This window comes from Pseudomonas fluorescens (genome assembly GCF_902497895.1).
GTDB classification, from domain to species: Bacteria; Pseudomonadota; Gammaproteobacteria; order Pseudomonadales; family Pseudomonadaceae; genus Aquipseudomonas; species Aquipseudomonas fluorescens_BP.
Genome location: NZ_CABVHQ010000016.1, coordinates 74,376 through 100,278 on the forward strand (window position 1 = coordinate 74,376; position 25,903 = coordinate 100,278).

General features: G+C 59.8%; 27 protein-coding genes. 17 read left to right on the forward strand and 10 right to left on the reverse strand.

Translation table 11 applies throughout. From position 1 onward, the window contains the following. Window positions 1–129 precede the first annotated feature (129 nt). From F8N21_RS10765 to F8N21_RS10785, 5 genes are all read left to right on the forward strand, one after another. On the forward strand, window positions 130–1,779 hold the full coding sequence (locus F8N21_RS10765) for a phosphoethanolamine transferase (RefSeq protein ID WP_150642107.1): 1,650 nt from the start codon (window positions 130–132) through the stop codon (window positions 1,777–1,779). A gap of 84 nt (window positions 1,780–1,863) precedes the next feature. Then, window positions 1,864–2,550, forward strand: a complete 687-nt coding sequence (locus F8N21_RS10770; RefSeq protein ID WP_150642108.1) for a class I SAM-dependent methyltransferase — start codon at window positions 1,864–1,866, stop codon at window positions 2,548–2,550. A gap of 139 nt (window positions 2,551–2,689) precedes the next feature. Then, window positions 2,690–3,823 (forward strand): ribonuclease D, encoded by a 1,134-nt coding sequence (rnd, locus tag F8N21_RS10775; RefSeq protein ID WP_150642109.1) that lies wholly within the window; start codon window positions 2,690–2,692, stop codon window positions 3,821–3,823. Beyond that, entirely contained in the window at window positions 3,820–4,113 is a 294-nt protein-coding gene (locus tag F8N21_RS10780; protein WP_150642110.1) for a YcgL domain-containing protein, read from the forward strand. The genes rnd and F8N21_RS10780 overlap by 4 nt, the downstream gene beginning before the upstream one ends. Before the next feature lie 125 nt (window positions 4,114–4,238). Beyond that, complete coding sequence (locus tag F8N21_RS10785) at window positions 4,239–5,171, forward strand: D-2-hydroxyacid dehydrogenase (RefSeq protein ID WP_150642111.1); 933 nt, start codon at window positions 4,239–4,241, stop codon at window positions 5,169–5,171. Between the two features lie 195 nt (window positions 5,172–5,366). Here F8N21_RS10785 and F8N21_RS10790 read toward each other — a convergent pair whose 3' ends face one another. Continuing rightward, window positions 5,367–5,960 (reverse strand): nitroreductase family protein, encoded by a 594-nt coding sequence (locus tag F8N21_RS10790; RefSeq protein ID WP_150642112.1) that lies wholly within the window; start codon window positions 5,958–5,960, stop codon window positions 5,367–5,369. A 281-nt stretch (window positions 5,961–6,241) separates the two neighbouring features. Between F8N21_RS10790 and F8N21_RS10795 the strand changes: the two genes are divergently transcribed. Then, complete coding sequence (locus F8N21_RS10795) at window positions 6,242–6,691, forward strand: YcgN family cysteine cluster protein (protein ID WP_150642113.1); 450 nt, start codon at window positions 6,242–6,244, stop codon at window positions 6,689–6,691. A gap of 62 nt (window positions 6,692–6,753) precedes the next feature. After that, window positions 6,754–7,992: a hypothetical protein gene (locus F8N21_RS10800; RefSeq protein ID WP_150642114.1), complete on the forward strand. Its 1,239-nt coding sequence runs from the start codon at window positions 6,754–6,756 to the stop codon at window positions 7,990–7,992. Window positions 7,993–8,118: 126 nt separating this feature from the next. Here the strand turns inward: F8N21_RS10800 and F8N21_RS10805 are convergent, their stop codons facing one another. The 4 genes from F8N21_RS10805 to F8N21_RS10820 all read right to left on the reverse strand — a co-directional run bounded on the left by F8N21_RS10805 (window position 8,119) and on the right by F8N21_RS10820 (window position 10,322). Further along, window positions 8,119–8,496 carry a DUF2892 domain-containing protein gene (locus F8N21_RS10805; RefSeq protein ID WP_150642115.1) on the reverse strand — a complete coding sequence of 126 codons (378 nt, stop codon included), beginning with the start codon at window positions 8,494–8,496 and terminating at the stop codon, window positions 8,119–8,121. A gap of 81 nt (window positions 8,497–8,577) precedes the next feature. Further along, window positions 8,578–9,045, reverse strand: coding sequence for an RNA methyltransferase (locus F8N21_RS10810; RefSeq protein ID WP_150642116.1), 468 nt, complete (start codon window positions 9,043–9,045; stop codon window positions 8,578–8,580). A 167-nt stretch (window positions 9,046–9,212) separates the two neighbouring features. Continuing rightward, the gene (locus F8N21_RS10815) at window positions 9,213–9,587 is read right to left on the reverse strand and encodes a YajD family HNH nuclease (protein WP_150642117.1); all 375 of its coding nucleotides are present in this window, start codon (window positions 9,585–9,587) and stop codon (window positions 9,213–9,215) included. Window positions 9,588–9,635: 48 nt separating this feature from the next. After that, entirely contained in the window at window positions 9,636–10,322 is a 687-nt protein-coding gene (locus F8N21_RS10820) for a spermidine synthase (RefSeq protein ID WP_150642118.1), read from the reverse strand. 98 nt (window positions 10,323–10,420) lie between these two features. Between F8N21_RS10820 and F8N21_RS10825 the strand changes: the two genes are divergently transcribed. Further along, entirely contained in the window at window positions 10,421–10,708 is a 288-nt protein-coding gene (locus F8N21_RS10825) for a hypothetical protein (protein ID WP_150642119.1), read from the forward strand. Window positions 10,709–10,762: 54 nt separating this feature from the next. On the opposite strand, the gene F8N21_RS10830 is transcribed toward F8N21_RS10825, so the two are convergent. Continuing rightward, window positions 10,763–12,817, reverse strand: a complete 2,055-nt coding sequence (locus F8N21_RS10830; protein WP_150642120.1) for a S9 family peptidase — start codon at window positions 12,815–12,817, stop codon at window positions 10,763–10,765. Window positions 12,818–12,918: 101 nt separating this feature from the next. Here F8N21_RS10830 and F8N21_RS10835 point away from each other — a divergent pair, with 101 nt between their 5' ends. The 3 genes from F8N21_RS10835 to F8N21_RS10845 are packed head-to-tail and all read left to right on the forward strand — an operon-like array spanning window position 12,919 to window position 14,778. Further along, window positions 12,919–13,416: an MFS transporter gene (locus F8N21_RS10835; RefSeq protein WP_150642121.1), complete on the forward strand. Its 498-nt coding sequence runs from the start codon at window positions 12,919–12,921 to the stop codon at window positions 13,414–13,416. Window positions 13,417–13,447: 31 nt separating this feature from the next. Beyond that, complete coding sequence (locus tag F8N21_RS10840) at window positions 13,448–14,224, forward strand: class II glutamine amidotransferase (RefSeq protein WP_150642122.1); 777 nt, start codon at window positions 13,448–13,450, stop codon at window positions 14,222–14,224. Window positions 14,225–14,235: 11 nt separating this feature from the next. Continuing rightward, window positions 14,236–14,778: a DUF2937 family protein gene (locus F8N21_RS10845; RefSeq protein ID WP_150642123.1), complete on the forward strand. Its 543-nt coding sequence runs from the start codon at window positions 14,236–14,238 to the stop codon at window positions 14,776–14,778. A gap of 210 nt (window positions 14,779–14,988) precedes the next feature. On the opposite strand, the gene F8N21_RS10850 is transcribed toward F8N21_RS10845, so the two are convergent. Continuing rightward, entirely contained in the window at window positions 14,989–15,918 is a 930-nt protein-coding gene (locus F8N21_RS10850) for a LysR family transcriptional regulator (RefSeq protein WP_150642124.1), read from the reverse strand. A 142-nt stretch (window positions 15,919–16,060) separates the two neighbouring features. Here F8N21_RS10850 and F8N21_RS10855 point away from each other — a divergent pair, with 142 nt between their 5' ends. The 4 genes from F8N21_RS10855 (at window position 16,061) to F8N21_RS10870 (ending at window position 19,785) form a co-directional block, all read left to right on the forward strand. Next, window positions 16,061–17,347, forward strand: a complete 1,287-nt coding sequence (locus tag F8N21_RS10855) for an MFS transporter (protein ID WP_150642125.1) — start codon at window positions 16,061–16,063, stop codon at window positions 17,345–17,347. A gap of 70 nt (window positions 17,348–17,417) precedes the next feature. Next, complete coding sequence (locus F8N21_RS10860; RefSeq protein ID WP_150642126.1) at window positions 17,418–18,170, forward strand: 5-oxoprolinase subunit PxpA; 753 nt, start codon at window positions 17,418–17,420, stop codon at window positions 18,168–18,170. Next, window positions 18,167–18,871 carry a 5-oxoprolinase subunit PxpB gene (gene pxpB / locus F8N21_RS10865; protein WP_150642127.1) on the forward strand — a complete coding sequence of 235 codons (705 nt, stop codon included), beginning with the start codon at window positions 18,167–18,169 and terminating at the stop codon, window positions 18,869–18,871. The genes F8N21_RS10860 and pxpB overlap by 4 nt, the downstream gene beginning before the upstream one ends. Next, a complete protein-coding gene (locus F8N21_RS10870) occupies window positions 18,868–19,785 on the forward strand; it encodes a biotin-dependent carboxyltransferase family protein (RefSeq protein WP_150642128.1) in 918 nt (305 codons plus the stop codon). The genes pxpB and F8N21_RS10870 overlap by 4 nt, the downstream gene beginning before the upstream one ends. A gap of 121 nt (window positions 19,786–19,906) precedes the next feature. On the opposite strand, the gene F8N21_RS10875 is transcribed toward F8N21_RS10870, so the two are convergent. The 3 genes from F8N21_RS10875 to F8N21_RS10885 form a co-directional block, all read right to left on the reverse strand. After that, window positions 19,907–21,085, reverse strand: coding sequence for a vWA domain-containing protein (locus tag F8N21_RS10875; RefSeq protein WP_150642129.1), 1,179 nt, complete (start codon window positions 21,083–21,085; stop codon window positions 19,907–19,909). 33 nt (window positions 21,086–21,118) lie between these two features. Next, a complete protein-coding gene (locus F8N21_RS10880; RefSeq protein WP_150642130.1) occupies window positions 21,119–21,964 on the reverse strand; it encodes an AAA family ATPase in 846 nt (281 codons plus the stop codon). Window positions 21,965–22,234: 270 nt separating this feature from the next. Next, window positions 22,235–23,311, reverse strand: a complete 1,077-nt coding sequence (locus tag F8N21_RS10885; protein WP_150642131.1) for a DUF748 domain-containing protein — start codon at window positions 23,309–23,311, stop codon at window positions 22,235–22,237. A gap of 127 nt (window positions 23,312–23,438) precedes the next feature. Here F8N21_RS10885 and cysK point away from each other — a divergent pair, with 127 nt between their 5' ends. Together cysK and F8N21_RS10895 are read left to right on the forward strand one after the other, a co-directional pair. Then, window positions 23,439–24,413 (forward strand): cysteine synthase A, encoded by a 975-nt coding sequence (gene cysK / locus F8N21_RS10890; RefSeq protein ID WP_150642132.1) that lies wholly within the window; start codon window positions 23,439–23,441, stop codon window positions 24,411–24,413. Between the two features lie 332 nt (window positions 24,414–24,745). Next, the gene (locus F8N21_RS10895; RefSeq protein ID WP_150642133.1) at window positions 24,746–25,684 is read left to right on the forward strand and encodes an aspartyl/asparaginyl beta-hydroxylase domain-containing protein; all 939 of its coding nucleotides are present in this window, start codon (window positions 24,746–24,748) and stop codon (window positions 25,682–25,684) included. The last annotated feature ends 219 nt before the right edge of the window (window positions 25,685–25,903 follow it).

Here is a 25,903-nt window from a genome sequence, read left to right on the forward strand (position 1 = left end):
CAAAACTATTCGTTCGCTTATTTTTCACGAAAAATTGATGGTTGGCTGCTTAAAGTTTGTGCTGTCGTGGGAAGTGAGTGTTTTAGTTGCTTCCTGGCGGCACTACTTTCAAGGAAAAAGCAGACCGTCATGTGGACTATTAAAGCCGTGCGCCCCGAGTGGGTGACGTTGGTTGCCAGTGCCTTTTTATTGATCGGTTTCAACTTTGTGCTCTGGCAACACCTGTTCGAAATTACCTCGTCCGACGGCCAAGGCATGGCCATGGGCGTGGCGTTTGGCCTGATGATCTGGTGCGCGTTCAATATTGTGTTGAGCCTGCTGGCCTTTCCATACGTGCTCAAGCCGGTGCTGATACTGATGTTTCTAATCAGTGCCGGTGTGGCTTACTTTATGGGGCAATACGGTGTTGTGATTGATCGAGGCATGTTGCGTAACTTTGCCGAAACCAATGCCACCGAAGTGCGTGACTTACTCTCGGTCAAGTGGCTTGTCTACGTTTTCTTTCTTGGCGTGTTGCCGTCGTGGTTGTTGTGGAAGACCCCGATAAACTACCGTCGCTGGCACCGTGAAGTATTAAGTAAGGTTTTGCTGGGTGTTGTCTCGGCGGGCGTGCTGGGTGTTGTCGCGCTGGCCAACTACCAGGGGTTGTCTTCGTTGTTTCGTAATCACCACGAGTTGCGCTTGATGATAGTGCCGAGCAATTACATTGGCGCGTCCTTCGGCTATCTGCGTGAGCAGTTGGTGTCCGCTCGGCAGCCATTCGTCAAGATTGGCGAGGATGCGCAGAAGAACCCGAGCTGGCAGGCCCGTGCCCGCAAGTCGCTGACGGTGCTGGTGGTGGGCGAAAGTGCCCGTGCGTCAAATTTCGGCATTCTGGGTTATGACCGCGATACCACGCCGAAACTGAATAAAGAGGCCGGCCTGATCGCCTTTACCGACGTGCACTCCTGCGGCACGGAAACCGCGGTGTCGGTGCCGTGCATGTTCTCCAACATGGGCCGCAAGGACTACAACGCCAGCATGGCGAAGAATGAAGAAGGCCTGCTCGATGTGCTCAAGCATGCCGGGCTGGAAGTGATCTGGCGCGACAACCAGTCCGGCTGCAAAGGCACCTGCGACCGGGTCACGTTTGAGGATGTGAGCAATTTCAAGGATCCGGGGTTGTGTGCCAACAGCGAATGCCGCGATGAAATCCTCTTGCAAGGCTTGCAGCACTTTATCGATCACCTCGATAAAGACACCGTGCTGGTGCTGCACCAGATGGGCAGTCATGGTCCGGAATACTTCAAGCGTTATCCCAAGGAGTACGAGCACTTCACCCCGGTCTGCGAAAGCAACGCGCTGAACAGTTGCAGCCGCGAAAGCATCATCAACGGTTACGACAACACGCTGGTGTATACCGATCACGTGTTGGCGACCTTGATCGACTTGCTGCGCAGCAACCAGGACAAGGTCGATACCGCGATGCTCTACCTGTCGGATCACGGTGAATCGCTGGGTGAGTACAACCTGTTCCTGCATGGCACGCCTTATATGCTGGCACCGGAGCAGCAGAAACATGTGGCGATGCTCGCCTGGTTCTCGGACAGCTATCAGAAGTCCTTCTCGGTGGACACCCATTGCCTGCAGCTGAGTCGCGAAAAACCGCTGAGCCAGGACAATCTGTTCCATTCAATGCTTGGCCTGCTGGAGGTCAACAGCAGCGTTTACAACCCCGAACTGGATATGTTTGCCGGCTGCCGAGGCGCTGTGCTCGATGGAGTGCTGGCCACTCAGTGAGATCTTTACCGTCATTCGACCTTTTTTTCACGTGCCAGTGGTTAATCTGCCGCCAGTCGATCCCTTTACAAGAGTCCGAGTGTAATGTCATCGCAACTCCCATCCATCATTGAGCTTGAGTTCGCCAGGCGCTACGAGCGGGAGCACGCCAGAGTTTGTCTGGAAGCGCGCCCCGTCGGCCTGGCCCGGCGGCTCTCGCTTTGGCGTGCCGAGCAGTTGGTGCGTCAGGCGCTCAAGGTGGCGGGCGAACCCGGGCTGATTCTCGACCTGGCTTGCGGTGCCGGGCGCTTCTGGCCGGTGCTGGCCGAGCATGCAAACCGGGTCATCCTGGCGGCGGACAACTCTCAGGATATGCTCGACCACGCCCAGACCCATCATTCGCCCGGCCTGCTCGAACGGGTGAAAACCTTTCAGAGCTCTGCGTTCACCATTGGACTGTCGGTCAATGCCGTGGACTGCATTTTCTGCATGCAGTTATTTCAGCAGATCGTCAGCAGCGAGCATCGCCTGCTCCTGCTGCGTGAACTGCATCGCGTCAGCCGCGACACGGTGATTGTTTCGGTGCAAGTCGCTCGCAGCTTCAGGGTTCGTCGCCATCGATCCGAAGGCGCTGACCTGGAGGCATCGGCGGAGGCCGCAAAACCCCCGCTGGCCGGTAAAACCCAGATCGAAGGTGAGTTCAGGCAAGCGGGGTTCGAGATTCTCCATTCTCAAGACTTCATGCCCGGCTGCGGTCTGTCACGGGTCTACGTGCTGCGTAAAGGCAGTTAGCCCGTAAACGCCACTAGTCCGATCTGTCGGACTATTCTGATAGTCCGGCAGGTGTTTTCCATCACGCTCTTGTGCAGTGAATGCTCGGAAATCGCCGGGGTCGATATATACTGCGCGCCATTCTTCAAGGGAGAGCCGTGTGGCCATCGATATTCACTGGATTCGCGACAACGATAGCCTCGGTCAATTTTGCGCCGAGTGGCAGCAATTGCCATTCGTTGCCCTCGACACCGAATTCATGCGGGTCGACACTTTTTATCCGATCGCCGGGCTGCTGCAGATTGGCGATGGCGTGCGCGCTTACCTGATTGACCCATTGACGATCGATAACTGGCAACCCTTGGCCGCCTTGCTGGAAAATCCGGCAGTGATCAAGGTCCTGCATGCCTGCAGCGAAGATCTGGAAGTATTGCTGCGTCTGACCGGCAGCCTGCCAGCGGCATTGTTCGATACCCAATTGGCCGCCGCCTATCTGAACCTGGGCTTTTCCATGGGCTACTCGCGCCTGGTCCAGGAAGTGCTGGGGATCGATCTGCCCAAGGGCGAGACCCGTTCCGACTGGCTGCAACGCCCGCTGTCCGAGACCCAGATCAGCTACGCCGCCGAAGATGCGTTGCATCTGGCTGAGGTGTACATCCGCTTGCGTCCGAAACTGTCCGACGACAAGTACGCCTGGGTGCTGGAGGACGGTGCTGAATTGGTGGCCAACCTGCGTCGCGAATTCGACCCCTACGAGGTCTATCGCGAGGCCAAACTGGCCTGGAAACTGTCCCGTGCCCAGTTGGTTGTGTTGCGTGAACTCTGTGCCTGGCGTGAGCGCGAAGCCCGCGCCCGCGACCTGCCGCGTAACCGGATTGTCCGTGAACATTCGCTGTGGCCATTGGCCCGGACCCAGCCGGACAACCTCACGGCGCTGGCAAAAATCGAAGACATGCACCCGCGTACCGTACGTCAGGACGGCGAGTTCCTGCTTGAGTTGATCAAGCAAGCTGGCAGTGTATCCCCCGATCAATGGCCGCCAGCAGTGCCCGAGCCATTGCCGGTCGAAGCCGCGGCGTTGATCAAGCGTCTGCGGGCGCTGGGCCAGGCCGAAGCCGAACGCCTGGACATGGCGCCGGAACTGATGCTGCGCAAGAAAACCCTGGAAGCCCTGCTCAAAAGCGGCTTTCCCGAGGGTCCTTATCAATTGCCTGATTCGTTGCGTGGCTGGCGCCGCGAATTGATGGGCCAGATGCTGCTCGACAGCCTGGCCACCGCCGGAGAACAGCCTTGAAACGTATTTGCTCCATCTACCGAAGCCTGCGCAAGAACGAGATGTACCTTTACGTGCTGAAAAGCGATGCATTGGAGCGCGTCCCGGAAACCCTGCTGCTGGCCTTCGGCAAACCGCACCACGCCTTCGACCTGGTGCTGAGCCCGGAACGCAAGTTGTCCCGCGAGGACATCAACGTGGTGCTCGAGAATCTCGATAAACAGGGCTATCACCTGCAAATGCCGCCGGCCGAAGACGAGTACATCGAACACTTGCCCGAAGAACTGCTGCGGCGCAATGATCCGCTCTGACGGACCGGTCCGGGTGCTCTGTGCGGAGCACTCTTGCCCATGAAACTGAATAACCCGGCGCAGGGCGTTAATGGTGGGCAAACCCCGTCGACGACCCGCTGCACTGTTTTTGAAAGGTTTGAACCATGCGCGTTCTGATTGCTGAACACGACCACGCTCTTTACGCCCAACTGTTGCGCCAGGCCGCTCCTGATCTGGAAGTGCTCACCAGCGGTGACTCCGCCGAATTGGCGAGCCTGGCCGCGGATTGCCCGATCTGGCTCGGCCAGCCGGACCTGCTGGCGACCCTCCTGCGTCAGGGCCATGAGCCGCAGTGGTTGCAATCGACCTGGGCCGGGATCACCCCGTTGCTCGCCGAGGGTTTGCCACGGCATTATCGCCTGACCCGGGCGGTGGGGATTTTCGGTCAGGTCATGGCCGAGTACGTGCTGACCTACCTGCTCGGTCATGAGCGCGACGTGCTCGCGCGGCTGGTCAGCCAGGTCGAGCGCAAGTGGGACAATCGCCAGGGCCAGAGCCTGGCCGGGCGCAAGGTATTGATCGTCGGTAGCGGCGACATCGGCTGCAGCGTGGCGCAGTTCCTGCAGCCATTCGGTGTCGAGTTGTACGGCATTGCCAGCGAAGCGCGTGAGCAGGCGCCGTTTATCGAAGTCGCCGGGCTGGAAGATCTCGGGCGCTTGGTGGGGGAGGTCGATTATGTGATCAACCTGCTGCCCAATACGCCGAACACCCATGATCTGTACGACGCGGCGCTGTTCAAGCAATTCAAGCCGACCGGGTTGTTCATCAACGTCGGGCGCGGTGTGGCGGTGGTCGATGCGGATTTGGTCGAAGCCTTGAAGGAAGGGCATCTGGCCGGGGCGGTGATCGACGTCTGCCGCCAGGAGCCGTTGCCGCAGCGTCACCCGTTCTGGACCGCCTGGGGCTTGCTGCTGACCGGCCACAGTTCGGCGCCGACTTCACCGTCGATGATGGTGCAGTTGTTTGTCGAGAACCTGCGGGCGTATCAGGCCGATACGGCGTTGCGTGGGGAAGTGAGTTTCGAGCGGGGGTACTAAGCACACCGCGATCAATGTGGCGAGGGAGCTTGCTGTGGCGAAGGGGCTTGCCCCCGCTCGGCTGCGCAGCAGCCGTAAAACCAGCTGATGCGTTCTACCTGAATAACCGCGATCGCCGGTTTTAGGACCGCTCCGCGCTCCAGCGGGGGCAAGCCCCCTCGCCACAAGGGTTGCAGCGTAACGCTCGTGCGCTGCTTACAGACTGAAATCACCCTCGGCCACGGTCTCGCTCAACGAACGGCGCGGGCTTGGGACTTCGCGGGCCTGCAGGTACTCGGCCAGGGTGGCCTTGTCTCCCAGCTTGCCGATCGCCACCGCAGCGTGCAGCGCGTAGCCTTCAGGAATATTCAGCTCCTTGCGGGTCAGCTCCTGATCGAAGCCGGCCATGCCGTGGGTGTGCCAGCCGCTGAGGCTGGCTTGCAGCGCCAGATGGCCCCAGGCCGAGCCGGTGTCGAAGGTGTGCCACAACGCCGGGGTTTCTGCTTCGGCACCAGGAGCGGTGAAGGTGGTTTTCGAAATCACGATCACCAGCGCCGAGGCGTGTTGTGCCCAGCTGCGGTTGAATTCATTCAACAGGCCCAGATAGCGCTCCCAGTTCGGCGTGTCGCGACGGGCGTAGAGAAAACGCCACGGCTGCGAGTTGTAGGCCGAGGGTGCCCAGCGCGCGGCTTCGAAAAAGCTCAGCAGGGTTTCTTGCGGGATGCTTTCGCCGGTGAACGCGCGGGGCGACCAGCGCTCGGTGAACTGCGGGTGGATGGCATAGTCGGCGACGCGGGGATTAGCGCTCATGAAGAGATTCCTTGCTGGGTTTGAGTCGGGAAGTCGCATGATAACCGAGGGGCGCAGTTGGGCTGGGCAGTGAGGTCTTTTTGAGCCGTAGCCGTTCACCTGAATGCAACGCGGTTGAGCGTTAATGGCACTCGGGTAGGGGCTCTTTGCGACTGGCAAAGCTACTTCGCCGCGCAGGAACTGACAAGTCCTGTTGTACCGGCAGTCGCAAGCGCTTGGCCGCAGAGCCCGCGCGCACTAGACTGGCGGCCTTTTCACTGCCTGATACTGATACTTGAGCCATGGCCGCCAAAGTCGAACCTTTCTGGATACGCAAAACCCTCGAACAACTCGATCAAGAAGAGTGGGAGTCGTTGTGCGATGGCTGTGGCCTGTGCTGCCTGCAAAAGCTCGAGGACGAAGATGACAACAGCGTCTACTACACGCGCATTGCCTGCAAACTGCTGGACCTGAAAACCTGCCAGTGCAGCGATTACAGCAATCGTCGCGAGTCGGTGCCCGACTGCATCCAGCTCACACCGGGCAAGGCCGATCAGTTCAAATGGCTGCCGCCGACCTGCGGCTACCGTCTGGTCAGCGAGGGCAAGGATTTGCCGCTCTGGCACCATCTGGTCTGCGGTGATCGCGATGCGGTGCACCACGAACGCATCTCCCAATCCGGGCGCATGCTCGCCGAGGGCAGCGTGGCCGAAGAGGATTGGGAGGATCATCTGATCTTTCGTGCGGGTTAAAAGCCTGCGGGTCAAGCGCGCGCCGGTTTAGCGTTTCAAGGTTATTTCACGAGGGAGTGTGTATGGCTGTGGGGGCAAGGCTAGCGTTAGCCTGTTTGCTGCTGGCGCTGAGTTCGCCGCTGTGGGCGGCCAGGAAAGTCAATCTGGATTACCACGTGCGCCTGTTGCCCCAGAGCGATCAGGCCGAAGTGCGGCTGACCCTGGCCGACGGCGCGGCGGTACGCAGTCTTGACCTGGATCTGGGCAATCGCGGCGATTACAGCGATTTCAAGGCCGATGGCCAGTGGCAATCCTCTGCGCCCAAACTCCCCGAAGGCCAGCGTGGCATCTGGCGTCCTGCCAGTGGCAAGGCCAGCCTGACTTACCGCGTGCGCATCAGCCATGCCCGCAACAATGGCACTTTCGAAGCGCGCATGACCCCGAATTGGGCGTTGCTGCGCGGTGACGACCTGGTACCTGCCGCTCGCCTCGACCAGCAGGATGGCATCGAGCTGGTGTCGCGGCTGGAATTCGAGTTGCCGGCGGGCTGGAAAAGCGTCGAGACCGCCTGGCCACGTATCGGCAAGAACCGCTTTCGGGTCGACAACGTCTCGCGGCTGTTCGACCGACCGACTGGCTGGATACTCACCGGCACCCTGGGCAGTCGCCGCACTCGCCTGGGAGAAACCGAAGTCACGGTCGCCTCGCCGCAAGGGCAGGGCATGCGCCGCATGGACGTGCTGACGCTGCTGACCTTCGTTTGGCCGCAAGTGCAGGCGGCATTCCCGCGCCACCCGACCAAGTTGTTGATTGTCGGCGCGGGCGACCCGATGTGGCGCGGTAGCCTGGCCGGGCGGGACTCGATCTACCTGCACAGCCGCATACCGCTGGTCAGTGAAAACGGCACCAGCCCTCTGGTACGTGAATTGGCTCAGGTGTTTGGGCGGATCAACGACAGTCAGCGTAGCGACTGGATCAGTGAAGGATTTGCCGAGTATTACGTGATCGAGCTGGTACGCCGGGCTGGCGGCATGAGTGACGAGCGGTATCAGAGCCTGCAGCACCGATTGGCCAGGGACAGCCATAAAGTCAGCACCTTGCGCGGTGAGCAAATCAGCGGTCCGACGGTTGCCAGAGCGGTGCTGCTGCTGCAGGAGCTGGATAGCGAGATTCGCCTGAAAACCCGCAACAAACGTTCGCTGGACGATGTGTTACACGCCGTCATGCGCCTGGAAAGTGTCAGTACCCAGGAGTTCGTGCAGTTGAGCGACAGCATTCTTGGCGAATCGTCGACGGTGCTCGATAGCAAGTTGTTGCAGTGACCTGAAAAAAGATCAAAAGATCGCAGCCTGCGGCAGCTCCTACAGGGGTGCGCGGTCGGCGTAGGAGCTGCCGCAGGCTGCGATCTTTTTTCGGCTAACGCAGATTTTCCTGGTACACCAAAACCATCAAACCCCGACGTCAGGCGATTTCAGCGAATCATTACCGGTCACCGTCGCCGTGCGGGTCGCCGCCTCGGCATTGGCTTTCATCCGGCGCAAATCTTCCCCGGCCCGTTCGATTTTCGCGCGCACGTTGTCCATGTCCTGGCGGCTTTTTTCCAGCAAGTCTTTCGCCGAGCTGTGGCCAGTGATGCCGCGGGCCAGGGCCACGCCGCCAATCGCTACCTGGATCAGACCGAAAACGCCGCCACGGCGCAGGCCTTTGCCCATCATCAGCACGCCACCAGCCAGCGAACCAAGGCGTTCCCAGCCCTGGACGTTCTGCGTCGGCCGGGTCTGGAATGGGGTGGACTCGATGCGCTCTACGATTTTGCTGTCGCTCATGATCTGTCTCCAGAGGGTGATGGATATAAAGCTGACTGCCGAAGCGGGCGGCTTGTTCCGTCGGTTTTCTATTTTTACAAACTAGAATTTCGGCCCGGAGCGGGTGTTATTGCCCTTGGCCATGCGGTCGTAAAGCACCACGTTGACCGTCGCGGCAAGGTTCATGCAGCCGGTGGTCGGGATGTAGACCACGTCTTCGCACCAGTCGCGGATGTCTTTATCCAGCGAGCCGTCTTCCGGGCCGAAGATATACAGCGCGCGATCCGGGTGAGTGTACTCCGGCAGCGAACGAGCGCCTTCGACCAGTTCGACAGCGACCGGGATGCAGCCCAGCGGAAGGATTTTTTTCAGGTCTTCGATGCCGATCAACGGAATGTCCTGGTGGACTTTCTTGGTGTCGGTGACGAAGTCGCGGGCGCGTTCATAACGCTTGCCGGTGTAGAACACCGACGCCACGCCGTAACAGCCAGCGGCGCGCATCACCGAACCGACGTTCTCCGGTGATTTGGGGTTATACAAACCAATGCAGCTGTACCGTTTGTTGGCCACGAGCGGGGTGCCTTCGGGAAAAACCGTGATTATACGGGTTTGTCGGGGGACGGGGGCATCAAGGGGGAGATAGCCGGTGAGGGCCGAAAAGATCGCAGCCTGCGGCAGCTCCTACACGGAGTTCACATTAATCTGTAGGAGCTGCCGCAGGCTGCGATCTTTTGCTTTTAGTCTTCTTTCTTCATCAACCCCGCCAGCGCGGCGAACGGGTTGTGGGTGGCCTTGGCGATTTTCGGCGAGCTGGTGGAGCTTTCGCTGAAATACTGCTGGTCGGTGTAGCGCGAGTGTTCGTTGTCGTGGCAGTACAGGCACAGCAGCTCCCAGTTGGAGCCGTCCTGCGGGTTGTTGTCATGGTTGTGATCGCGGTGGTGCACGGTCAGCTCGCTCAGGCGTTTGCCGGAGAATTCACGGGCGCAGCGCCCGCAGACGTGCGGGTACATCTTCAGGGCCTTGTCGCGGTAACCCATCTCGCGGTCGCGCTGGGCGTCAGCAAGGATGCGGTCCAGTTTGGCGGTGTTGGACGGAGGTGTTGACGAACTCATGGGTTCACCTTTGTTAAAGACTAATGACGGTTATGCAGCAAGTTTAGCTCAGGCCTTGAGCTTCTCGGCAATCCAGATGGTGTGCCGGGTGCCTTTGTTGCCGTGGGCAAAGACTTGCACTTCCTCGGCCTTGAAGCCGGCCTTGCGCAGCTTGTCGGAAAACTGCCGGTCGGCACTGGCCGACCACACGGCGAGCACGCCTTTGGGGCGCAGGGCCTTGGCGCAGGCACTGAGGCCGCCCGAGGAGTAAAGCCAGCTGTTGGCCTTATGGGTCAGACCTTCGGGGCCGTTGTCGACGTCGAGCATGATCGCGTCGAAACCCTGTGGTTCGGCTTGCAGTACCTTGGCCACATCTTCCATGCGGATCACGGTGCGCGGGTCGAGCAGCGGCCGCCCGGATTTTTCTCCCAACGGCCCGCGATTCCACTCCACGACGCCCGGTACCAGTTCCGCGACCACCACCTCGGCGGTCTTGCCCAGATGCTTCAGCGCCGCGGCCAGGGTGAAGCCCATGCCCAGGCCGCCGATCAACACCCGCGAGCCTGGACGACCGGCTACCTTGCGGCAAGGGATCTCGGCCAGCGCGTCTTCTGAACCGTGCATGCGGGTGTTCATCAGTTGCCCGCCGTCACCACCCTGGATCTTGATGACGAAATCCTCACCGTATTCGAACAGGCACAAGGCACCGCCGTTTTCGGGGATCGGGGTGGTGTCGAGCAGAACGAAACGTTTCATGGGACTCTCATTAGTGAGGGGAAACTGGCATTGAGAAAGGCAAACTTGCGCGGTTGGGAGTAGCCTGAGGTGCGATGACAAGGGCAACGGAGCCATTGATGAAGCGCACCATTCTAACGGTCATTGCGTTGGCCGCGCTCTCGATAAGTGCAGTGCCGGCGCAACAGCTGCAATCTGTGCCAATTACGCCGGCACCGATGCCGGGTTCGCCGGGCACCGCGACGCCCACGCCGTATCCACAGATCACCCCTCCGAGCATTCCCAAGGCCGGCGGCGGCGACGGTTCACCTTTGCTGCCACCGATCCCGATGCCCAGGCCGCCCAAGGACCAGACATTGCCCGGTCTGGAGCAAAACCAGCCGAAAGCCAAGACACCCGGCGGTTAGATCTGTCGCAACAGCAGTTGCCCGGCGCCCGCAATGAAGCTCGGGCCGAGTGCCTCAGGCGATGCCCAGAGCCTTGAAGACAAAGGCGTATTCGAGCGCTACGTCACGCAATCCCTGATAACGACCGCTCATGCCGCCGTGGCCAGCGCCGAGCTCGGTCTTGAGCAGCAGCAGATGATCGTCGGTCTTGGTCGCTCGCAGCTTCGCCACCCATTTCGCTGCTTCCCAATACTGCACGCGGCTGTCGTTGTAGCCGGCGATCACCAGGGTCGCCGGGTAGGCCTGGGCCCGGACGTTTTCGTAGGGCGCGTAGGCCTTGATCCGCGCATGGACTTGCGGTTCTTCAGGGTTGCCCCATTCGTCGTATTCGGTGACGGTCAGCGGCAGGTCCGGGTCGAGCATGGTGTTCAATACGTCGACAAACGGCACTTCGGCGATTGCCGCCTGGAACAGCTCGGGACGCTGGTTAAGCACCGCGCCAATCAGCAGTCCACCGGCGCTGCCGCCGCTGATCGCCAGTTGCGATGGGGTGGTGAAACCATTGGCAATCAGGTGTTCGGCGCAGGCAATGAAGTCGCCGAAGGTGTTCTGTTTGTGTTCCTGCTTGCCGGCGCGATACCAGGCTTCGCCCAGCTCACCGCCGCCACGCACGTGGGCGATGGCGAAGGCGACGCCGCGATCGAGCAGGCTCAGGCGAGCATGGGAAAACCATGGGTCGAGACTTTCGCCATAGGCGCCGTAGCCGTAAAGGTAGAGCGGCGTCGGTTTGCCGAGGGATTCGCGTTTGACCACCAGGCTGATCGGCACCTGGGTACCGTCGACAGCGGTGGCCCATAGGCGCTGGCTGACATAAGCCTCGGGATCGAACGGGCCGAGCACCGGGGTTTCCTTGAGGACTTTCTGCTCGCCGGTGGCCAGCTCAAGCTGACGGATTTGCGCCGGGCGATTCAGCGCTTCGTAGCGCAGACGGATTTTATCGCTGACAAACTCCAGGCTGTTCTGCACGTGCAGGCTGTAGGCCGCATCGGGCAGTTGCACGCGGTAGGCAGGCAGACCCTCGGGGCGGACTTCAATGATCGGCAAGCCACCTTCACGCAGACTCAGGGTCAGCGCCGCAGCGTTCAGGCTCATGCCGTCGAGCATCACACTGTCGCTGTGGGGAACCAGGTTCTGCCAGTCGGTCTCGGTCGGTACGACGCCATTGTCGGCAGCCTGGTACAGGGCGAAGTTAATGCCGTCGCGGTTGCTGCGAAACAGCCAGGTCCATTGGCCGTCGAGCTTGCCGTGGTCGGCGTCATACTCATGCTCTTCGACCCGCGGCGCCAGGCAAGTAAAGGGTTGCTGCGGCTGCGAGGCGTCGAGGACCCAGACTTCACTGGTGGTCTTGCTGCCCAGGGACAGTATCAGTTGACGCTCGGAGCTTGAGCGGTAGCAGTGCAGGAAGAAACGTCCGTCAGACTCATGGAACACTTCTTCGGCTGCGGTACCGTCCAGGCGATAGCGCAACAGTTTATGCGGGCGATGGGTGTCATCCAGCTCGCCGAAGAATAGCGTCAGGCTGTCATTGGCCCAGGTCATGCTGCCGTCGCAGTTTTCGAACGACAGCTCGCTGACTCTGCCGTCGGACAGTTCCTTGACGAACAGGGTGTAGGTTTCTTCGCCATTGGTGTCCAGGCTGTAGGCCAGGCGCTGGTGGTCCGGGCTGATGCTGAACGCACCAAGGGAGAAGTAGCCGCCGTTGGCCAATTCGTTCGGGTCGAGCAGTAGCTGCTCCTGGCTTTCATCGACCTGTTGGCTGTCATCGGCCGGACGCGGGCAGCGGTAATGCCGGGCGTATTCATCACCGGCCGTGGTGCGGGTGTAATACAGATACGGGCCCCAGGGCGAGGGCAGCGACAGGTCGGTCTCGCGAATCCGTGCTTTGATTTCTTCGAACAGGGTTTCGCGCAGTTCGGCCTGATCGGCCAGTTGCGCCTCCTGATAGCGGTTTTCTGCCTTGAGGTAGTCGAGCACAGGCTTACTGTCGCGGTCCTGCAGCCAGGCATAAGGGTCGGCACCATCGGCCTTGTGGGCGATGGGAGCTGCGAGAACGTTGGCGGATAGGGGCATGAATGGCTCTCGGAGGTTGTACAAAAGAAGGGTTCGCGGACAGCGGTGCAGCCTGACATGCGAAAAGCCGTTATCATAAGCGCCTCTTTGCCTGCCTTGCCATGGACACCATGACCGAGAACGACTATCTGTTCGCTTGGGGGCTGTACGCCTTCGCCGCTTTGGGCTGCCTGTTGGTGTGGCTGCGCATGACCCGCTGGATGTGGCGCTGGTTGCGTGAGCCATTGCGCCTGTTGATGGCGGTGCTGCTGTTCACTCCGACCATTATCGACCCGGTGAAGGAAAAATTCGCCCCGGCACTGGCCATTACGGCTCTGGACCTGCTGTTCAAGGTCGGCAACAACGCCTGGCGCGCGGTCTCCGATCTGTTCATGTACGGCATGATCGCGTTCGGTATCTACCTCATATTCGTCCTGATTCGCTGGCTGATGGAGCGTGGCTCCAACGCCCGCAAGGAGCAGGTCGCTGCGGCGAAGGCTGCGGCAGCCGTGCCGGAGCCCGAGGAAGAGCAACCTTTCGGTGGTGCCGGTGATGACCGTTATGGTCGCCCACCGGTCCCCGGTAACCCCCAGCGTTTGCGAGTCGAACCGCGTTTGTAACCTGTCCCGGCATTGAAGCGAGAGTCCGAGCATGTGTGAGTTATTGGGCATGAGCGCCAATGTACCGACTGATATTGTGTTCAGCTTTACCGGGCTGATGCAGCGCGGTGGCCGCACCGGTCCACACCGTGACGGTTGGGGCATCGCATTCTACGAAGGCCGCGGCTTGCGTCTGTTTCAGGACCCGGCGGCCAGTTGCGACTCCGAAGTGGCGCAACTGGTGCAGCGTTATCCGATTAAAAGCGAAGTGGTGATTGGCCATATCCGTCAGGCCAATGTCGGCAAGGTCTGCCTGTCCAACACCCATCCATTCGTGCGTGAGTTGTGGGGGCGTAACTGGTGTTTCGCCCATAACGGCCAGTTGGCCGATTTCCGGCCGGTCGCCAGTTTCTATCGGCCGATTGGCGATACCGACAGCGAAGCGGCGTTCTGCGATTTGCTCAACCGGGTGCGCCAGGCCTTTCCCGAACCGGTGGACGTCGAGCAATTGCTCCCGGACCTGGTGGCAGCCTGCGCCGAATACCGCAGCAAGGGCGTGTTCAACTGCCTGCTCAGCGATGGCGACTGGCTGTTTTGCTATTGCTCGACCAAGCTTGCGCAGATCACCCGCCGTGCACCCTTCGGCCCGGCGCGCTTGAAGGATGTCGATGTGATCGTCGACTTCCAGGCAGAAACCACGCCCAATGACGTGGTGACGGTGATTGCCACCGAACCCTTGACCGAAAACGAGACCTGGACCCGCTACGAACCGGGCCAATGGAGCCTGTGGCGACGCGGCGAATGCGTCAGCCAGGGCCAGACCGAATAAGGACATCCCCTATGTTGCTCAGTTATCTGCGACTGGTGTTGTTTGCCATTGGCCTGTTGGTTGGTGTGCAAGTGCCGGGTTTCATCAGCGACTATGCCAAGCGCGTTGAAGCTCACTTGATCGAAGCACAGACCGGTCTCCAGGGTTTTCAGGGCACCGCCCAACAGTTCTTCAAGGGCGACCTGCAGGCGTTGGTAGCCCATTACCGCGCCAGTGAAGACCCGGTCTTTCGCAGCGATGCCGACAGCCTGGGCACCTTGCTCGGCCGCCAGGAGGCGCTCGACAAGCAGTTCCAGGCCATGCAAGGTCCGTGGTACATCCGTGTGCTGCAGGTGGCCCTGGCCGCCGATCCGGAGATTCGCAAGGAAACCTGGAACGGCTACAGCTATCAGATCCTGCTGACTCCCGAAGCGATGGGCTGGGGCCTGGGCGGTGCGCTGCTGCTGTCGTTCGGTCTGGAGTGCCTGTTTCGCCTGATCGACTGGGTGGTGCTCGGCGGCAAACGCCTGCGCCAGAGCCGGCCGATTGAAGAGCGGGATTTGAAGGGGTTGTAAAAAACCCCAAGCCAGACACGATCACTGTGGCGAGGGAGCTTGTTGTGGCGAGGGGGCTTGCCCCCGTTCGGCTGCGAAGCAGTCGTAAAACCTGCAATCGCGTTCTTTCAGACATATTGAGTCAACCTGATTGCGACCGCTTCGCGCTCGAACGGGGGCAAGCCCCCTCGCCACAACAAGCCTCTCGCCACAGAAGGCCGGAGCGCCAGATCAGACTTTGGCCGCTGGCTTGCTCAACACGATATACCCCTCACCAACCTTCTGCGCATAGCTGCGCAGGACCTCCTGACACAACACCACTATCTCCTCGACCAGTTCCACCCCGACCCGCCATGACACCACTACCTGCAAATTCGGCGGTCGTTGGTCGATCGCCAGTAAGGTCAGCTCGCCCCGCGCCAGTTCTTCGCTGACCAGCACCGGCGGCAGCGCGGCGATGCCGAAGCCATCACGCAGCAGGCGGGTGATCGCCGACACCGAGTTCACGCAGTTGAGTCGCGGGGCGGTCACGCCGTTGGCCTGCATCAGGCTGACTACGTCCTGATGGGGGTGGGAGTTTTTCGAGTAGGTAATGATCCGCTCGCGGCCAAGATCGGCGACGCTCGAGTACTCGCGGTTGTAGATCGAATTGGTGGCGGCGATCCAGCCGATGGGATGACTCGCCAGCTCCAGGCTGCGGATGGTTTCCTGACGCAGCAGATCGGTTTGCAACGCGATGTCGAGAAAGCCTTTTTGCAGCTGATCGCAGAGGTTGAGTGAAGTATCGGCGACTAACTCGATTTCCACCAGGGGATAGGTGTCCATCATTTCCGCCACCAATGGGCTGAGCCAGGTATGGATCACCGTGTCCATCACGCCGATGCGAATCCGCCCGACTTTGCTCGAGCCGGTAGAGATCGACTGCTTGAGCGCCTGCATGGTGTCCATCATCTGTTCGGCGTAGTCGAGCACCTTCAAGCCTTCCGGCGTCAGCCGCACTCCGCGTGAATCCCGCAGAAACAGCTTCACCCCCAGCTCGCCTTCGAGCACGGCAATGCGGCTGGATATCGAGGCCTGGGTGGTGAAGAGTTTTTCCGCGGTCAGGCGAAAACTCTTGAGCCGGGCAACCCAGACGAAGGTTTCGAGAAACTTGAGATTCATGGGATCAACTTTTTCTTATGCCTTGGGGTGGTTTTTATTAGTTGGACGCAGGAGGGCATGGGTGCCAAAAATCAGTCCTCCTCACGATATGCGTCGTCGGGGCTCAGAACAATACCAATAAAATTAACGTGGAGATTTTGCCATGAATGCGCCCGACACCCTCGACGTCGCCAAGCCCGCAGGCCGGCCCGGTCCCTTCGACTGGTACCGCAATATCAATAAGCAGGAACGCCGGACATTCTGGAGCTGCAAGATCGGCTATGGCCTGGACGGCATGGACACGCAGATGCTCAGCTTTGTCGTGCCGACCCTGATTGCCATGTGGGGCATCACCACCGGTGAGGCCGGGCTGATTCACACCAGCACCTTGATCTCTTCGGCCATCGGCGGCTGGGTCGCCGGGATTCTCTCCGATCGCATCGGTCGCGTACGCACCTTGCAGCTGACGGTTTTGTGGTTCGCCTTCTTCACCTTTCTCTGCGGTTTCGCTCAGAACTACGAGCAACTGCTGATCTCCCGCACCTTGATGGGCTTCGGCTTTGGTGGTGAATGGACGGCCGGCGCGGTGCTGATGGGCGAAGTCATCCGCGCCAAGGATCGCGGCAAGGCCGTGGGCATGGTGCAATCGGGCTGGGCACTGGGTTGGGGTTTGACGGCAATTCTCTACGCCATACTGTTCTCCCTGCTGCCGCCAGAAGACGCCTGGCGTGCGCTGTTCCTGTTGGGCATCGTACCGGCGATCTTCGTGATTTTCGTCCGTCGCCTGGTCAAGGATCCGGAAATCTATCGTGAAGCCAAGGCCAAGCAGGAACCGAGCAAGCCGGCGAAGTTCTACGAGATCTTTGCTCCAGGCATGCTCAGCACCACCTTGCGCGCCTCGTTGCTGACCACCGGTGCCCTGGGCGGCTACTACGCCATCACCTCGTGGCTGCCGACCTTCCTCAAGAACGAGCGCGGATTGAGTGTGCTGGGTACCGGCGGTTATCTGGCCATGGTGATTGTCGGCTCCTACGTCGGCTATGTGATCAGCGCCTATCTGACCGATATTCTGGGTCGCAAAAAGAACTTCATCCTGTTCGCGGTCGGCTCCTTCATCATCGTCGTGCTCTATACCCAGCTGCAGGTCAGCAACGGCGTGATGCTCTGGCTGGGCTTTCCACTGGGGTTCTTCGCCTCGGGGATTTTCAGTGGCATGGGCGCCTTCCTGACCGAGCTGTTCCCGACCCGGATTCGTGGTTCGGGCCAGGGCTTCTGCTACAACATCGGCCGGGCGCTGGCGGCGTTCTTTCCGCTGCTGATCGGTCTGCTCAGCCAGAAAATCCCATTGGGCATGGGGATCGGGGTTTTCGCGGCGGTCTCTTACGGCGTGGTGATTCTCGCGGCCCTGAGCCTGCCGGAAACCCAGGGCAAACAACTCGATGCGCAGTAGCTTGTAATCCAAGGGACGCTGACGAACGGTCCAGCACAAGAATATTCAAAGGCCTACAGGAGTGTTCACCATGAACCGCCTGCTATTGAACTGCGACATCGGCGAAAGCTTTGGCAACTGGACCATGGGTCTGGACGCCGAGGTAATGCCCTTCATTGATTGCGCCAACATCGCTTGTGGTTTCCATGCCGGCGACCCGAGCATCATGCGCAAGACGGTCAGCCTGGCACTGGCCAACGGCGTACAGATCGGCGCCCATCCGGCCTATCCGGACCTGGTGGGTTTCGGCCGGCGCTCCATGGCTTGTACCCCGCAGGAAATTCAGGACCTGTTGCACTATCAGATCGGCGCTCTGGATGGCATTTGCCGGGCTCAGGGCAGCCGCGTGAGTTACGTCAAACCCCACGGCGCGATGTACAACGACATGATGGCCAACCCTGAGCAGTTGCGGGCGGTGATCCAGGCCGTGGCCGCGTATGACCGGCAATTGCCATTGATGCTGATGGCGACTCGCGACAACAGTGTGGCTCAAGCCCTGGGTGATGAGTATGGCGTATCGCTGTGGTTCGAGGCCTTCGCCGATCGCGCTTACGACAGTGCCGGGCGGCTGGTGTCGCGGCAGTCGCCGGGGGCGGTGCACCACGATCCCGAGAAAATCATTGAACAGGCGCTGATCATTGCCCGTGGCGACAACCTGGTCGCCAGCGACGGTAGCGCCTTGCATCTGCAGGCCAACACGCTGTGTGTACATGGCGACAATGCCAGTTCGGTGGCTGCCGTGCGGTGTATCCGCGAAGCCTTGAACCAGCAGACTCAATCATGAAGCCGCGGATTGAAGTAGTGGCTGTCGATTGCTTGATGGTGCGTCTGTTTGAGGTCATTACCGAAGACAATATGCCGTGGATGCTCGCCGCCACTGAGCGGTTGCGCGCCGGGTTCGGCAGGCATCTGATCGATCTGGTGCCGTCTTATACGACCTTGATGGTGCATTACGATCTGAGCGCGCTGACGCCGTCACAGGCCCGTGAACTGATCGCCGAAGCCTTGACCGATCTGGCGGCGAACCCCCAGGCCCGCGGCCAGTGCCATGTGTTGCCGGTCTGGTATGACCTGAGCGTCGGGCCTGAGCTGAATTTGCTGTCTCAGCGCAGCGGGCTGACGGTCGATCAGGTGATTCGTCGCCACAGCGAGCGCGAGTATCAAGTCTTCGCTTTGGGTTTTGCGCCGGGTTTTGCCTTTATGGGCCTGGTGGAAGAGGCGCTGGCCGCACCGCGCTTGAGTACGCCGCGCAAGCGTGTGGCGGCGGGCAGCGTCGGCATCGCCGAGCGGCAGACCGCTGCTTATCCGGTGGTGTCTCCGGGTGGCTGGAACCTGATAGGTCGCACTCCAAGCAAGTTGTTCGACCGCGAACGTGACGGCTACAGCCTGATGCAACCGGGCGATACGGTGCGCTTCGAAGCCATCAATCATGCAGAATTCATCCGCCTGGGCGGTGATGACACGCCGCAGGAGAACCTGGCATGAGCCGTTTATTGATCGAAGCCAGCACGCCGTTGTGCCTGCTGCAGGACGCCGGGCGTTTCGGCGTGCGGCATCTGGGAGTGACTCAGGGTGGGGCGCTGGACTGGGTGTCGATGTCCTGGGCCAACTGGCTGCTGGGCAATTCGCTGGACGCGGCAGTGGTCGAAATCACCCTCGGCGGTTTTACTCTGGTGGCGCAAGACGATTGCTGCCTGGCGTTGGCCGGGGCGGATCTTGGCGCGCAACTCGACGGTCAGCCTCTGGCACCTTGGCGCGCTTTCAGCCTGAAGCAGGGCCAGCGCCTGCAGTTCACCCAGCCGCTGCTCGGTGCACGGGCTTATCTCGCCGCGCCGGGTGGGTTCGCCGCAAACAAAGTGCTGGGCAGTTGTGCCACGGTGGTGCGTGAAGAATTGGGAGGGCTTGACGGTTTTGGCCGGGCGTTGGCCAAAGGTGCCGAGCTGAGTTACTTGCGACCGGCAGTTGAGTTGCGCGAATTGCCTCGCGAACAAATCCCGGATTTCAAATTGAAGCTGCCACTGGAGGTGGTGCTGGGAGCGCAGATTGGCGAGTTCAGTGGGCAAAGCCTGTTCGATGCTTTCAACAGCGTCTGGACGGTCGACAGCCGCGCCGATCGCATGGGCATTCGTTTGCAGGGGCCGGCGTTGCAGTACCAGGGCCAGCCGATGATTTCCGAAGGCATCCCGCTGGGGGCGATTCAAGTGCCGCCGGATGGGCAGCCGATCGTGCTGCTTAATGACCGACAGACGATTGGTGGCTATCCGCGGTTGGGAGCGTTGACGCCGTTGGCGTTGGCGCGGCTGGCGCAGTGTCTGCCGGGTATGCAAGTGCGGCTGACGCCTGTGGTGCAGGAGACGGCGCATCAGCAGCAGGTTGAATATTTGCGCAGATTTGCGTGAAGCCGGAAAAGATCGCAGCCTGCGGCAGCTCCTACAAAGGTTGCATACACCCGCGAATTGTCGGGTGTATGCAAAACCCGTAGGAGCTGCCGCAGGCTGCGATCTTTTGACCATCACCCCATCATTTCGACAAGAACCGCATCCCTTCTTCCAACCCACGCAAGGTCAGCGGGAACATCTGATCTTCAACCAGCTCCCGCACGATGTTGGTCGAGGCGGTGTAGCCCCAGGTGTCTTTCGGGTACGGGTTGATCCAGATGAGCTTCTTGTACTTCTCCCGGAAACGCTGCATCCACACATAACCGGCTTCTTCGTTCCAGTGCTCGACGCTGCCGCCGGGCTGGGTGATTTCGTAGGGCGCCATGGCGGCGTCGCCGATGAAGATCACTTTGTAGTCGGCGCCGTATTTGTGCAGCAGGTCGTGGGTCGAGGTCCGCTCCGAGCTGCGACGCATGTTGTTCTTCCACACCGATTCATAAATGAAGTTGTGGAAGTAGAAATACTCCAGGTGCTTGAACTCGGTCTTGCAGGCCGAAAACAATTCCTCGCAGATCTTCACATGGGCGTCCATCGAGCCGCCGATATCGAACAGCAGCAACAGCTTGATGGTATTGCGTCGCTCCGGGCGCATCTGAATATTCAGCAGCCCGGCGTCACGTGCGGTGTGGTCGATGGTGCCGTCGATATCCAGCTCCTCCGCCGCGCCCTGGCGCGCGAATTTGCGCAGACGACGCAGGGCTATCTTGATGTTGCGCGTACCGAGTTCGACCGAATCGTCGAGGTTTTTGTACTCGCGCTGATCCCAGACCTTGACCGCCTTGCCCTGACGTTTGCCGGCATCGCCGACCCGAATGCCTTCCGGGTTGAAACCGCCGGAACCGAACGGGCTGGTGCCACCCGTGCCGATCCACTTGTTGCCGCCGGCGTGGCGTTCCTTTTGTTCCTCGAGGCGTTTCTTGAACTCCTCGATCAATTTGTCCAGGCCTCCGAGGGACTGGATCTGCGCACGTTCTTCATCGCTCAGGCTGCGTTCGAATTCCTTGCGCAGCCAGTCTTCGGGAATCAACGCCTGAAGGTGATCGTCGAGCTTCTCCAGGCCATTGAAATAGGCGCCGAACGCCCGGTCGAACTTGTCGAAATGCCGTTCGTCCTTCACCAGAATCGCCCGGGCGAGGTAATAGAACTCGTCCATGTCGGCGAAGATCACCCGCTGTTTCAGCGCATTGATCAGATCGAGCAGCTCGCGTACCGAGACCGGGACCTTGGCTGCGCGCATTTCATTGAACAGGTTGAGCAGCATGGCTGTCGCCCTTGAGATCGTAAAAAAGGAGTATCAGCGAGTGCCGCGACGGCTCATGAACGCCAGGCGCTCAAGCAATTGCACGTCCTGTTCGTTCTTCACCAGTGCGCCGGCCAGGGGCGGAATGGCTTTGGTCGGATCGCGTTCGCGCAGCACCGCCTCGCCAATGTTGTCGGCCATCAGCAGTTTCAGCCAGTCCACCAGTTCGGAGGTCGAAGGTTTTTTCTTCAGGCCCGGTACTTTGCGCACGTCGAAGAACACGTCCAGCGCCTCGCTGACCAGATCCTTCTTGATATCCGGGTAATGCACGTCGACGATCCTCTGCATGGTGACGCGGTCAGGGAAGGCGATGTAGTGGAAGAAGCAGCGGCGCAGGAAAGCGTCCGGCAGTTCTTTTTCGTTGTTGGAAGTAATGATGATGATCGGGCGCTTCTTGGCCTTGATCGTTTCGTCGATCTCGTAAACGTAGAACTCCATCTTGTCGAGTTCTTGCAGCAGGTCGTTGGGGAACTCGATGTCGGCCTTGTCGATTTCGTCGATCAGCAGAATCACCCGCTCTTCGGATTCGAAGGCTTCCCAGAGTTTGCCCTTTTTCAGGTAGTTGCGAACGTCATGGACCTTGTCCACACCCAGTTGCGAGTCGCGCAGACGGCTGACCGCGTCGTACTCGTAGAGACCCTGATGAGCCTTGGTGGTGGATTTGATGTGCCAAGTGATCAGCCGCGCGCCGAAGGACTCGGCCATTTGCTCGGCGAGCATGGTCTTGCCGGTACCCGGCTCGCCCTTCACCAGCAATGGCCGCTCCAGCGTGATGGCGGCATTGACCGCAAGCTTCAGGTCATCGGTAGCGACGTATGCGCTGGTGCCTTCGAACTTCATCTGCAATTCCTCGAACGGTAACGCCGACCTGAGCAAAGCAGGGCGGGCGAATTAAAACTTATAGCTGACTATAACGCGGCGCCCGGTCGACTGTGAACGCAGACGGCCCATTCAGTCTCTGAATGGGCCGTCACATGTTGACTCGGTCAGGGCCAAGCGCCATTTTTGCGTGGTTCCGGCATTGGATAGGGTCTCGCAATAACGCCCGCCGCTAACGCATACCTATGTCTGATGTTCTGACACTCAAGCCTCTAAAATGACTGGAAAAAACTAGTCAGTCGACGGTTTTGACTGTTCATAGCGGGCGTTGAACGCCTGGACGAAGCCGTTGCGCAGGATCTGCAAAAACGCCTGGAATGCGCTGATATCGCGCTGGTGAACGCTGCCGCTGAGCTCGACGCGGGTTGCGAACTGGTTTTTTCTCTGGTTCTTGAGCACTGTCTCAGTGGTGCCAACCAAGGCTTCCCATACGGAACGAAACAGGCCTTTTTTCTCGTTTTCGACGTCCTGCTGCCAATTGAACACATCGACGTCTCTGAGCAACGGTTTGATATAACCTGTGAGTTGGCCTTTGTTGGCCCGCGCCTCGATCACAACGTCGCCATGACCGGCATTGAAGTCGAACTTGCCATAGGCCGAGGCGAAGTCATTCATGCGCTTGAGCTCGATGTGCCTGGCGCGCAGACGGAATTCGAACTCTTCGAAATTGCTCAGCGGGTCGAAAGTGGCGGTGGTTTCCAGCGGTGCGTGCCCAAGCAGCAGGGCTTTACCTTCGAAGCGGGCGTCGCGTTTGCCTTTGACGTCGACCACGTTGGTCAGGTTGTAGACGCTGGCGTTGACCTGGGTGGCGTCCATGTTGACCGGTGGTTTCGAGTTGAAGTTGCGGAACGTGATTCGTCCATCGTTGATCCGCACTTCGTTCAGTGTGATGGGTAGCAGCTTGCTCAATTGTGCCCGCCAGTCGGTGCCCTGGCCGGTCTGGGAGGCCTGCTTGTTGGCACCGCCGTCGACGAAGTTCAGCTCCGGTCTGACGAACAGCACCTCGGCCACCACTGCATGGTCGTACCAGAGTGAATGCCAACTCACCGAAAGGTCGATCAGCGGCGCATTGACGAAAGGCACCGGCACCTTGCCGTCGACCTTGACGATCTTCAGGCCATTGATCCGGTAGGCGCCGCGCCACAGTGCCAGGTCGACATCGATAACCTGGCCGCGGTAGTCACCCATGTCCGCCAGTTTGTCGTTGAGGTAGTCGCGAACCAGCAAGGGCAGGGCGATGTGCAGCGCTACCAGCAGCACGACTATGCCAGCCAGGGTCCAGAGGGGCCAACTGTAGCGACGTTTCATAATGTTAAGTCTCCGCCGTATAAAGCCTGTGACTGCTGTAACAAGTAGTCGTTCGTCGCAACTGGACGCCCATGGGGCCCGAGGCATACCCTTGAATGCTTCTTCAACGCTGTATAAGGACCCAGCCATGAGCCGCATTTACGCAGACAACGCCCATTCCATCGGCAATACGCCACTGGTACAGATCAACCGCATCGCACCCCGTGGCGTGACCATCCTGGCCAAGATCGAAGGGCGCAATCCCGGGTATTCGGTGAAATGCCGGATCGGCGCGAACATGATCTGGGACGCCGAAAGCAGCGGTAAGCTCAAACCTGGCATGACCATCGTCGAGCCGACCTCGGGCAATACCGGCATCGGCCTGGCCTTCGTCGCGGCGGCCCGTGGCTACCGGTTGGTGTTGACCATGCCGGCGTCCATGAGCATCGAGCGGCGTAAAGTTCTCAAGGCACTGGGTGCCGAGCTGGTGCTGACCGAACCGGCCAAAGGCATGAAAGGCGCGATCGAAAAGGCCGCCGAGATTCTCGCCAGCGATCCGGCCCAGTACTTCATGCCGCAGCAATTTGATAACCCGGCCAACCCGGCGATCCATGAAAAGACCACCGGCCCGGAAATCTGGAATGACACCGATGGCGCGGTGGACGTGCTGGTCGCGGGCGTGGGCACCGGGGGAACCCTTACCGGGGTGTCACGTTATATCAAGCTGACTCAGGGCAAGCCGATTCTGTCGGTGGCGGTGGAGCCCATCGTCTCGCCGGTGATCACTCAGGCACTGGCCGGGGAAGAGATCAAGCCAAGTCCGCACAAAATCCAGGGCATCGGTGCCGGTTTTGTACCGAAAAACCTCGATCTGTCGATGGTCGACCGGGTCGAGCTGGTCAGCGACGAAGAGTCCAAGGCCATGGCCCTGCGCTTGATGCAGGAAGAGGGGATTTTGAGCGGCATTTCCTGTGGCGCCGCCATGGCGGTCGCGGTACGTCTGGCCGAAACCCCGGAAATGCAGGGCAAGACCATCGTGGTAATTCTGCCGGACTCGGGAGAGCGTTACTTGTCTAGCATGTTGTTCAGTGATCTGTTCACCGAGCAGGAGATTCAACAATAACGACGGCAACCCATTCCCCCCCCGTAGGAGCTGCCGCAGGCTGCGATCTTTTGATCTTTTGATCTTTTGATCTTTTGATCTTCGACTGGCTCGAAAAGATCGCAGGCTACGCCAGCTCCTACACCGACCGAGCACACCTGCAAAGGGTATTTGCTGATCGGTATCAGCTCTCCTTCAGCTACCCTATGTTATTCAGTGCTTCATTACGTATTCCTCAACATTGAATGTTGATTCAAACGGGTTTTTCCCGAAGCCGGTAGTGTTTATCATGGCAGGCTGCAGTGTCGGGTAAATGACAGGGTGCAGCGTTACTGATTTTCAAGGAGAGGGTCATGAGTTATTCCTTCGCTGCCAAGGTGTCGGTGTTGCTGCTGTTTTTGGGCAGCACGCTGTATGTCCATTTGCGTGGCAAGGCGCGTTTGCCGGTGTTGCGTCAGTTCGTCAACCATTCGGCACTGTTCGCTCCTTACAACGCCTTGATGTACCTGTTCTCTGGCGTGCCGTCCCAACCCTATCTGGATCGCAGCAAGTTCCCGGAGCTGGATGTGCTCAAGGACAACTGGGAAGTCATCCGCGACGAAGCCATGCGCCTGTTCGACGAGGGCTACATCCGCGCCGCCGAGAAAAACAACGACGCCGGTTTCGGTTCGTTCTTCAAGAAGGGCTGGAAGCGTTTCTACCTCAAGTGGTACGACAAACCGCTGCCATCGGCCGAGGCGCTGTGTCCGAGAACTGTGGCGCTGCTCAATACTGTCCCCAACGTAAAAGGTGCGATGTTCGCCTTGCTGCCAGGCGGCAGTCACCTCAACCCGCACCGCGATCCATTCGCCGGCTCCCTGCGTTATCACCTGGGGTTGTCGACACCCAATTCCGACAATTGCCGGATTTTCGTCGACGGTCAGGAATATGCCTGGCGCGATGGCGAGGACGTGATGTTCGACGAAACCTACGTGCACTGGGTCAAGAACGAGACGGACCAGACCCGGGTCATCCTGTTCTGTGATATCGAGCGCCCATTGAGCAACCGCTTTATGACAGGCATCAACCGCTGGATCAGTGGCCTGCTGGGACGCGCCACTGCACCACAGAACCTCGATGACGAACGGGTCGGCGGGATCAATCAGCTCTATGCCTGGAGCAAGCGCTCAAGCGACAGCTTCAGCGGCGTGATCAAACAGTGGAAACGCCGCAATCCGAAGCTCTATAGAATTTTGCGGCCAGTGCTGGCAGTTGTCGTGTTGACGTTGCTGGGGTATTGGTTGTTTGGCTGATACCGTTCCTCAATACGAATAACCGCTCTTGGTGAGCGCTGCCGATTGTTGGTCAGGCTTAGGAACCACCCCTCACCCCAACCCTCTCCCCAAGGGGCATAGGTATCTACATATCTCGCTGGTCGAACACCCTACCTGTGGCGAGGGGGCTTGCCCCCGCTGGGTCGCGAAGCGGCCCTAAAACCGGCTATCGCGGTTTTCCAGGTAGAACGCATCCGC

Excerpts from the sequence above, each read along its gene's own strand:
- F8N21_RS10765 (WP_150642107.1), top strand. The coding sequence starts at position 130 with ATGTGGACTATTAAAGCCGTGCGCCCCGAGTGGGTGACGTTGGTTGCC.
- F8N21_RS10770 (WP_150642108.1), top strand. The coding sequence starts at position 1,864 with ATGTCATCGCAACTCCCATCCATCATTGAGCTTGAGTTCGCCAGGCGC.
- F8N21_RS10785 (WP_150642111.1), top strand. The coding sequence starts at position 4,239 with ATGCGCGTTCTGATTGCTGAACACGACCACGCTCTTTACGCCCAACTG.
- F8N21_RS10790 (WP_150642112.1), bottom strand. The coding sequence starts at position 5,960 with ATGAGCGCTAATCCCCGCGTCGCCGACTATGCCATCCACCCGCAGTTC.
- F8N21_RS10795 (WP_150642113.1), top strand. The coding sequence starts at position 6,242 with ATGGCCGCCAAAGTCGAACCTTTCTGGATACGCAAAACCCTCGAACAA.
- F8N21_RS10800 (WP_150642114.1), top strand. The coding sequence starts at position 6,754 with ATGGCTGTGGGGGCAAGGCTAGCGTTAGCCTGTTTGCTGCTGGCGCTG.
- F8N21_RS10805 (WP_150642115.1), bottom strand. The coding sequence starts at position 8,496 with ATGAGCGACAGCAAAATCGTAGAGCGCATCGAGTCCACCCCATTCCAG.
- F8N21_RS10815 (WP_150642117.1), bottom strand. The coding sequence starts at position 9,587 with ATGAGTTCGTCAACACCTCCGTCCAACACCGCCAAACTGGACCGCATC.
- F8N21_RS10820 (WP_150642118.1), bottom strand. The coding sequence starts at position 10,322 with ATGAAACGTTTCGTTCTGCTCGACACCACCCCGATCCCCGAAAACGGC.
- F8N21_RS10825 (WP_150642119.1), top strand. The coding sequence starts at position 10,421 with ATGAAGCGCACCATTCTAACGGTCATTGCGTTGGCCGCGCTCTCGATA.
- F8N21_RS10830 (WP_150642120.1), bottom strand. The coding sequence starts at position 12,817 with ATGCCCCTATCCGCCAACGTTCTCGCAGCTCCCATCGCCCACAAGGCC.
- F8N21_RS10835 (WP_150642121.1), top strand. The coding sequence starts at position 12,919 with ATGGACACCATGACCGAGAACGACTATCTGTTCGCTTGGGGGCTGTAC.
- F8N21_RS10840 (WP_150642122.1), top strand. The coding sequence starts at position 13,448 with ATGTGTGAGTTATTGGGCATGAGCGCCAATGTACCGACTGATATTGTG.
- F8N21_RS10845 (WP_150642123.1), top strand. The coding sequence starts at position 14,236 with ATGTTGCTCAGTTATCTGCGACTGGTGTTGTTTGCCATTGGCCTGTTG.
- F8N21_RS10850 (WP_150642124.1), bottom strand. The coding sequence starts at position 15,918 with ATGAATCTCAAGTTTCTCGAAACCTTCGTCTGGGTTGCCCGGCTCAAG.
- F8N21_RS10855 (WP_150642125.1), top strand. The coding sequence starts at position 16,061 with ATGAATGCGCCCGACACCCTCGACGTCGCCAAGCCCGCAGGCCGGCCC.
- F8N21_RS10860 (WP_150642126.1), top strand. The coding sequence starts at position 17,418 with ATGAACCGCCTGCTATTGAACTGCGACATCGGCGAAAGCTTTGGCAAC.
- pxpB (WP_150642127.1), top strand. The coding sequence starts at position 18,167 with ATGAAGCCGCGGATTGAAGTAGTGGCTGTCGATTGCTTGATGGTGCGT.
- F8N21_RS10870 (WP_150642128.1), top strand. The coding sequence starts at position 18,868 with ATGAGCCGTTTATTGATCGAAGCCAGCACGCCGTTGTGCCTGCTGCAG.
- F8N21_RS10875 (WP_150642129.1), bottom strand. The coding sequence starts at position 21,085 with ATGCTGCTCAACCTGTTCAATGAAATGCGCGCAGCCAAGGTCCCGGTC.
- F8N21_RS10880 (WP_150642130.1), bottom strand. The coding sequence starts at position 21,964 with ATGAAGTTCGAAGGCACCAGCGCATACGTCGCTACCGATGACCTGAAG.
- F8N21_RS10885 (WP_150642131.1), bottom strand. The coding sequence starts at position 23,311 with ATGAAACGTCGCTACAGTTGGCCCCTCTGGACCCTGGCTGGCATAGTC.
- cysK (WP_150642132.1), top strand. The coding sequence starts at position 23,439 with ATGAGCCGCATTTACGCAGACAACGCCCATTCCATCGGCAATACGCCA.
- F8N21_RS10895 (WP_150642133.1), top strand. The coding sequence starts at position 24,746 with ATGAGTTATTCCTTCGCTGCCAAGGTGTCGGTGTTGCTGCTGTTTTTG.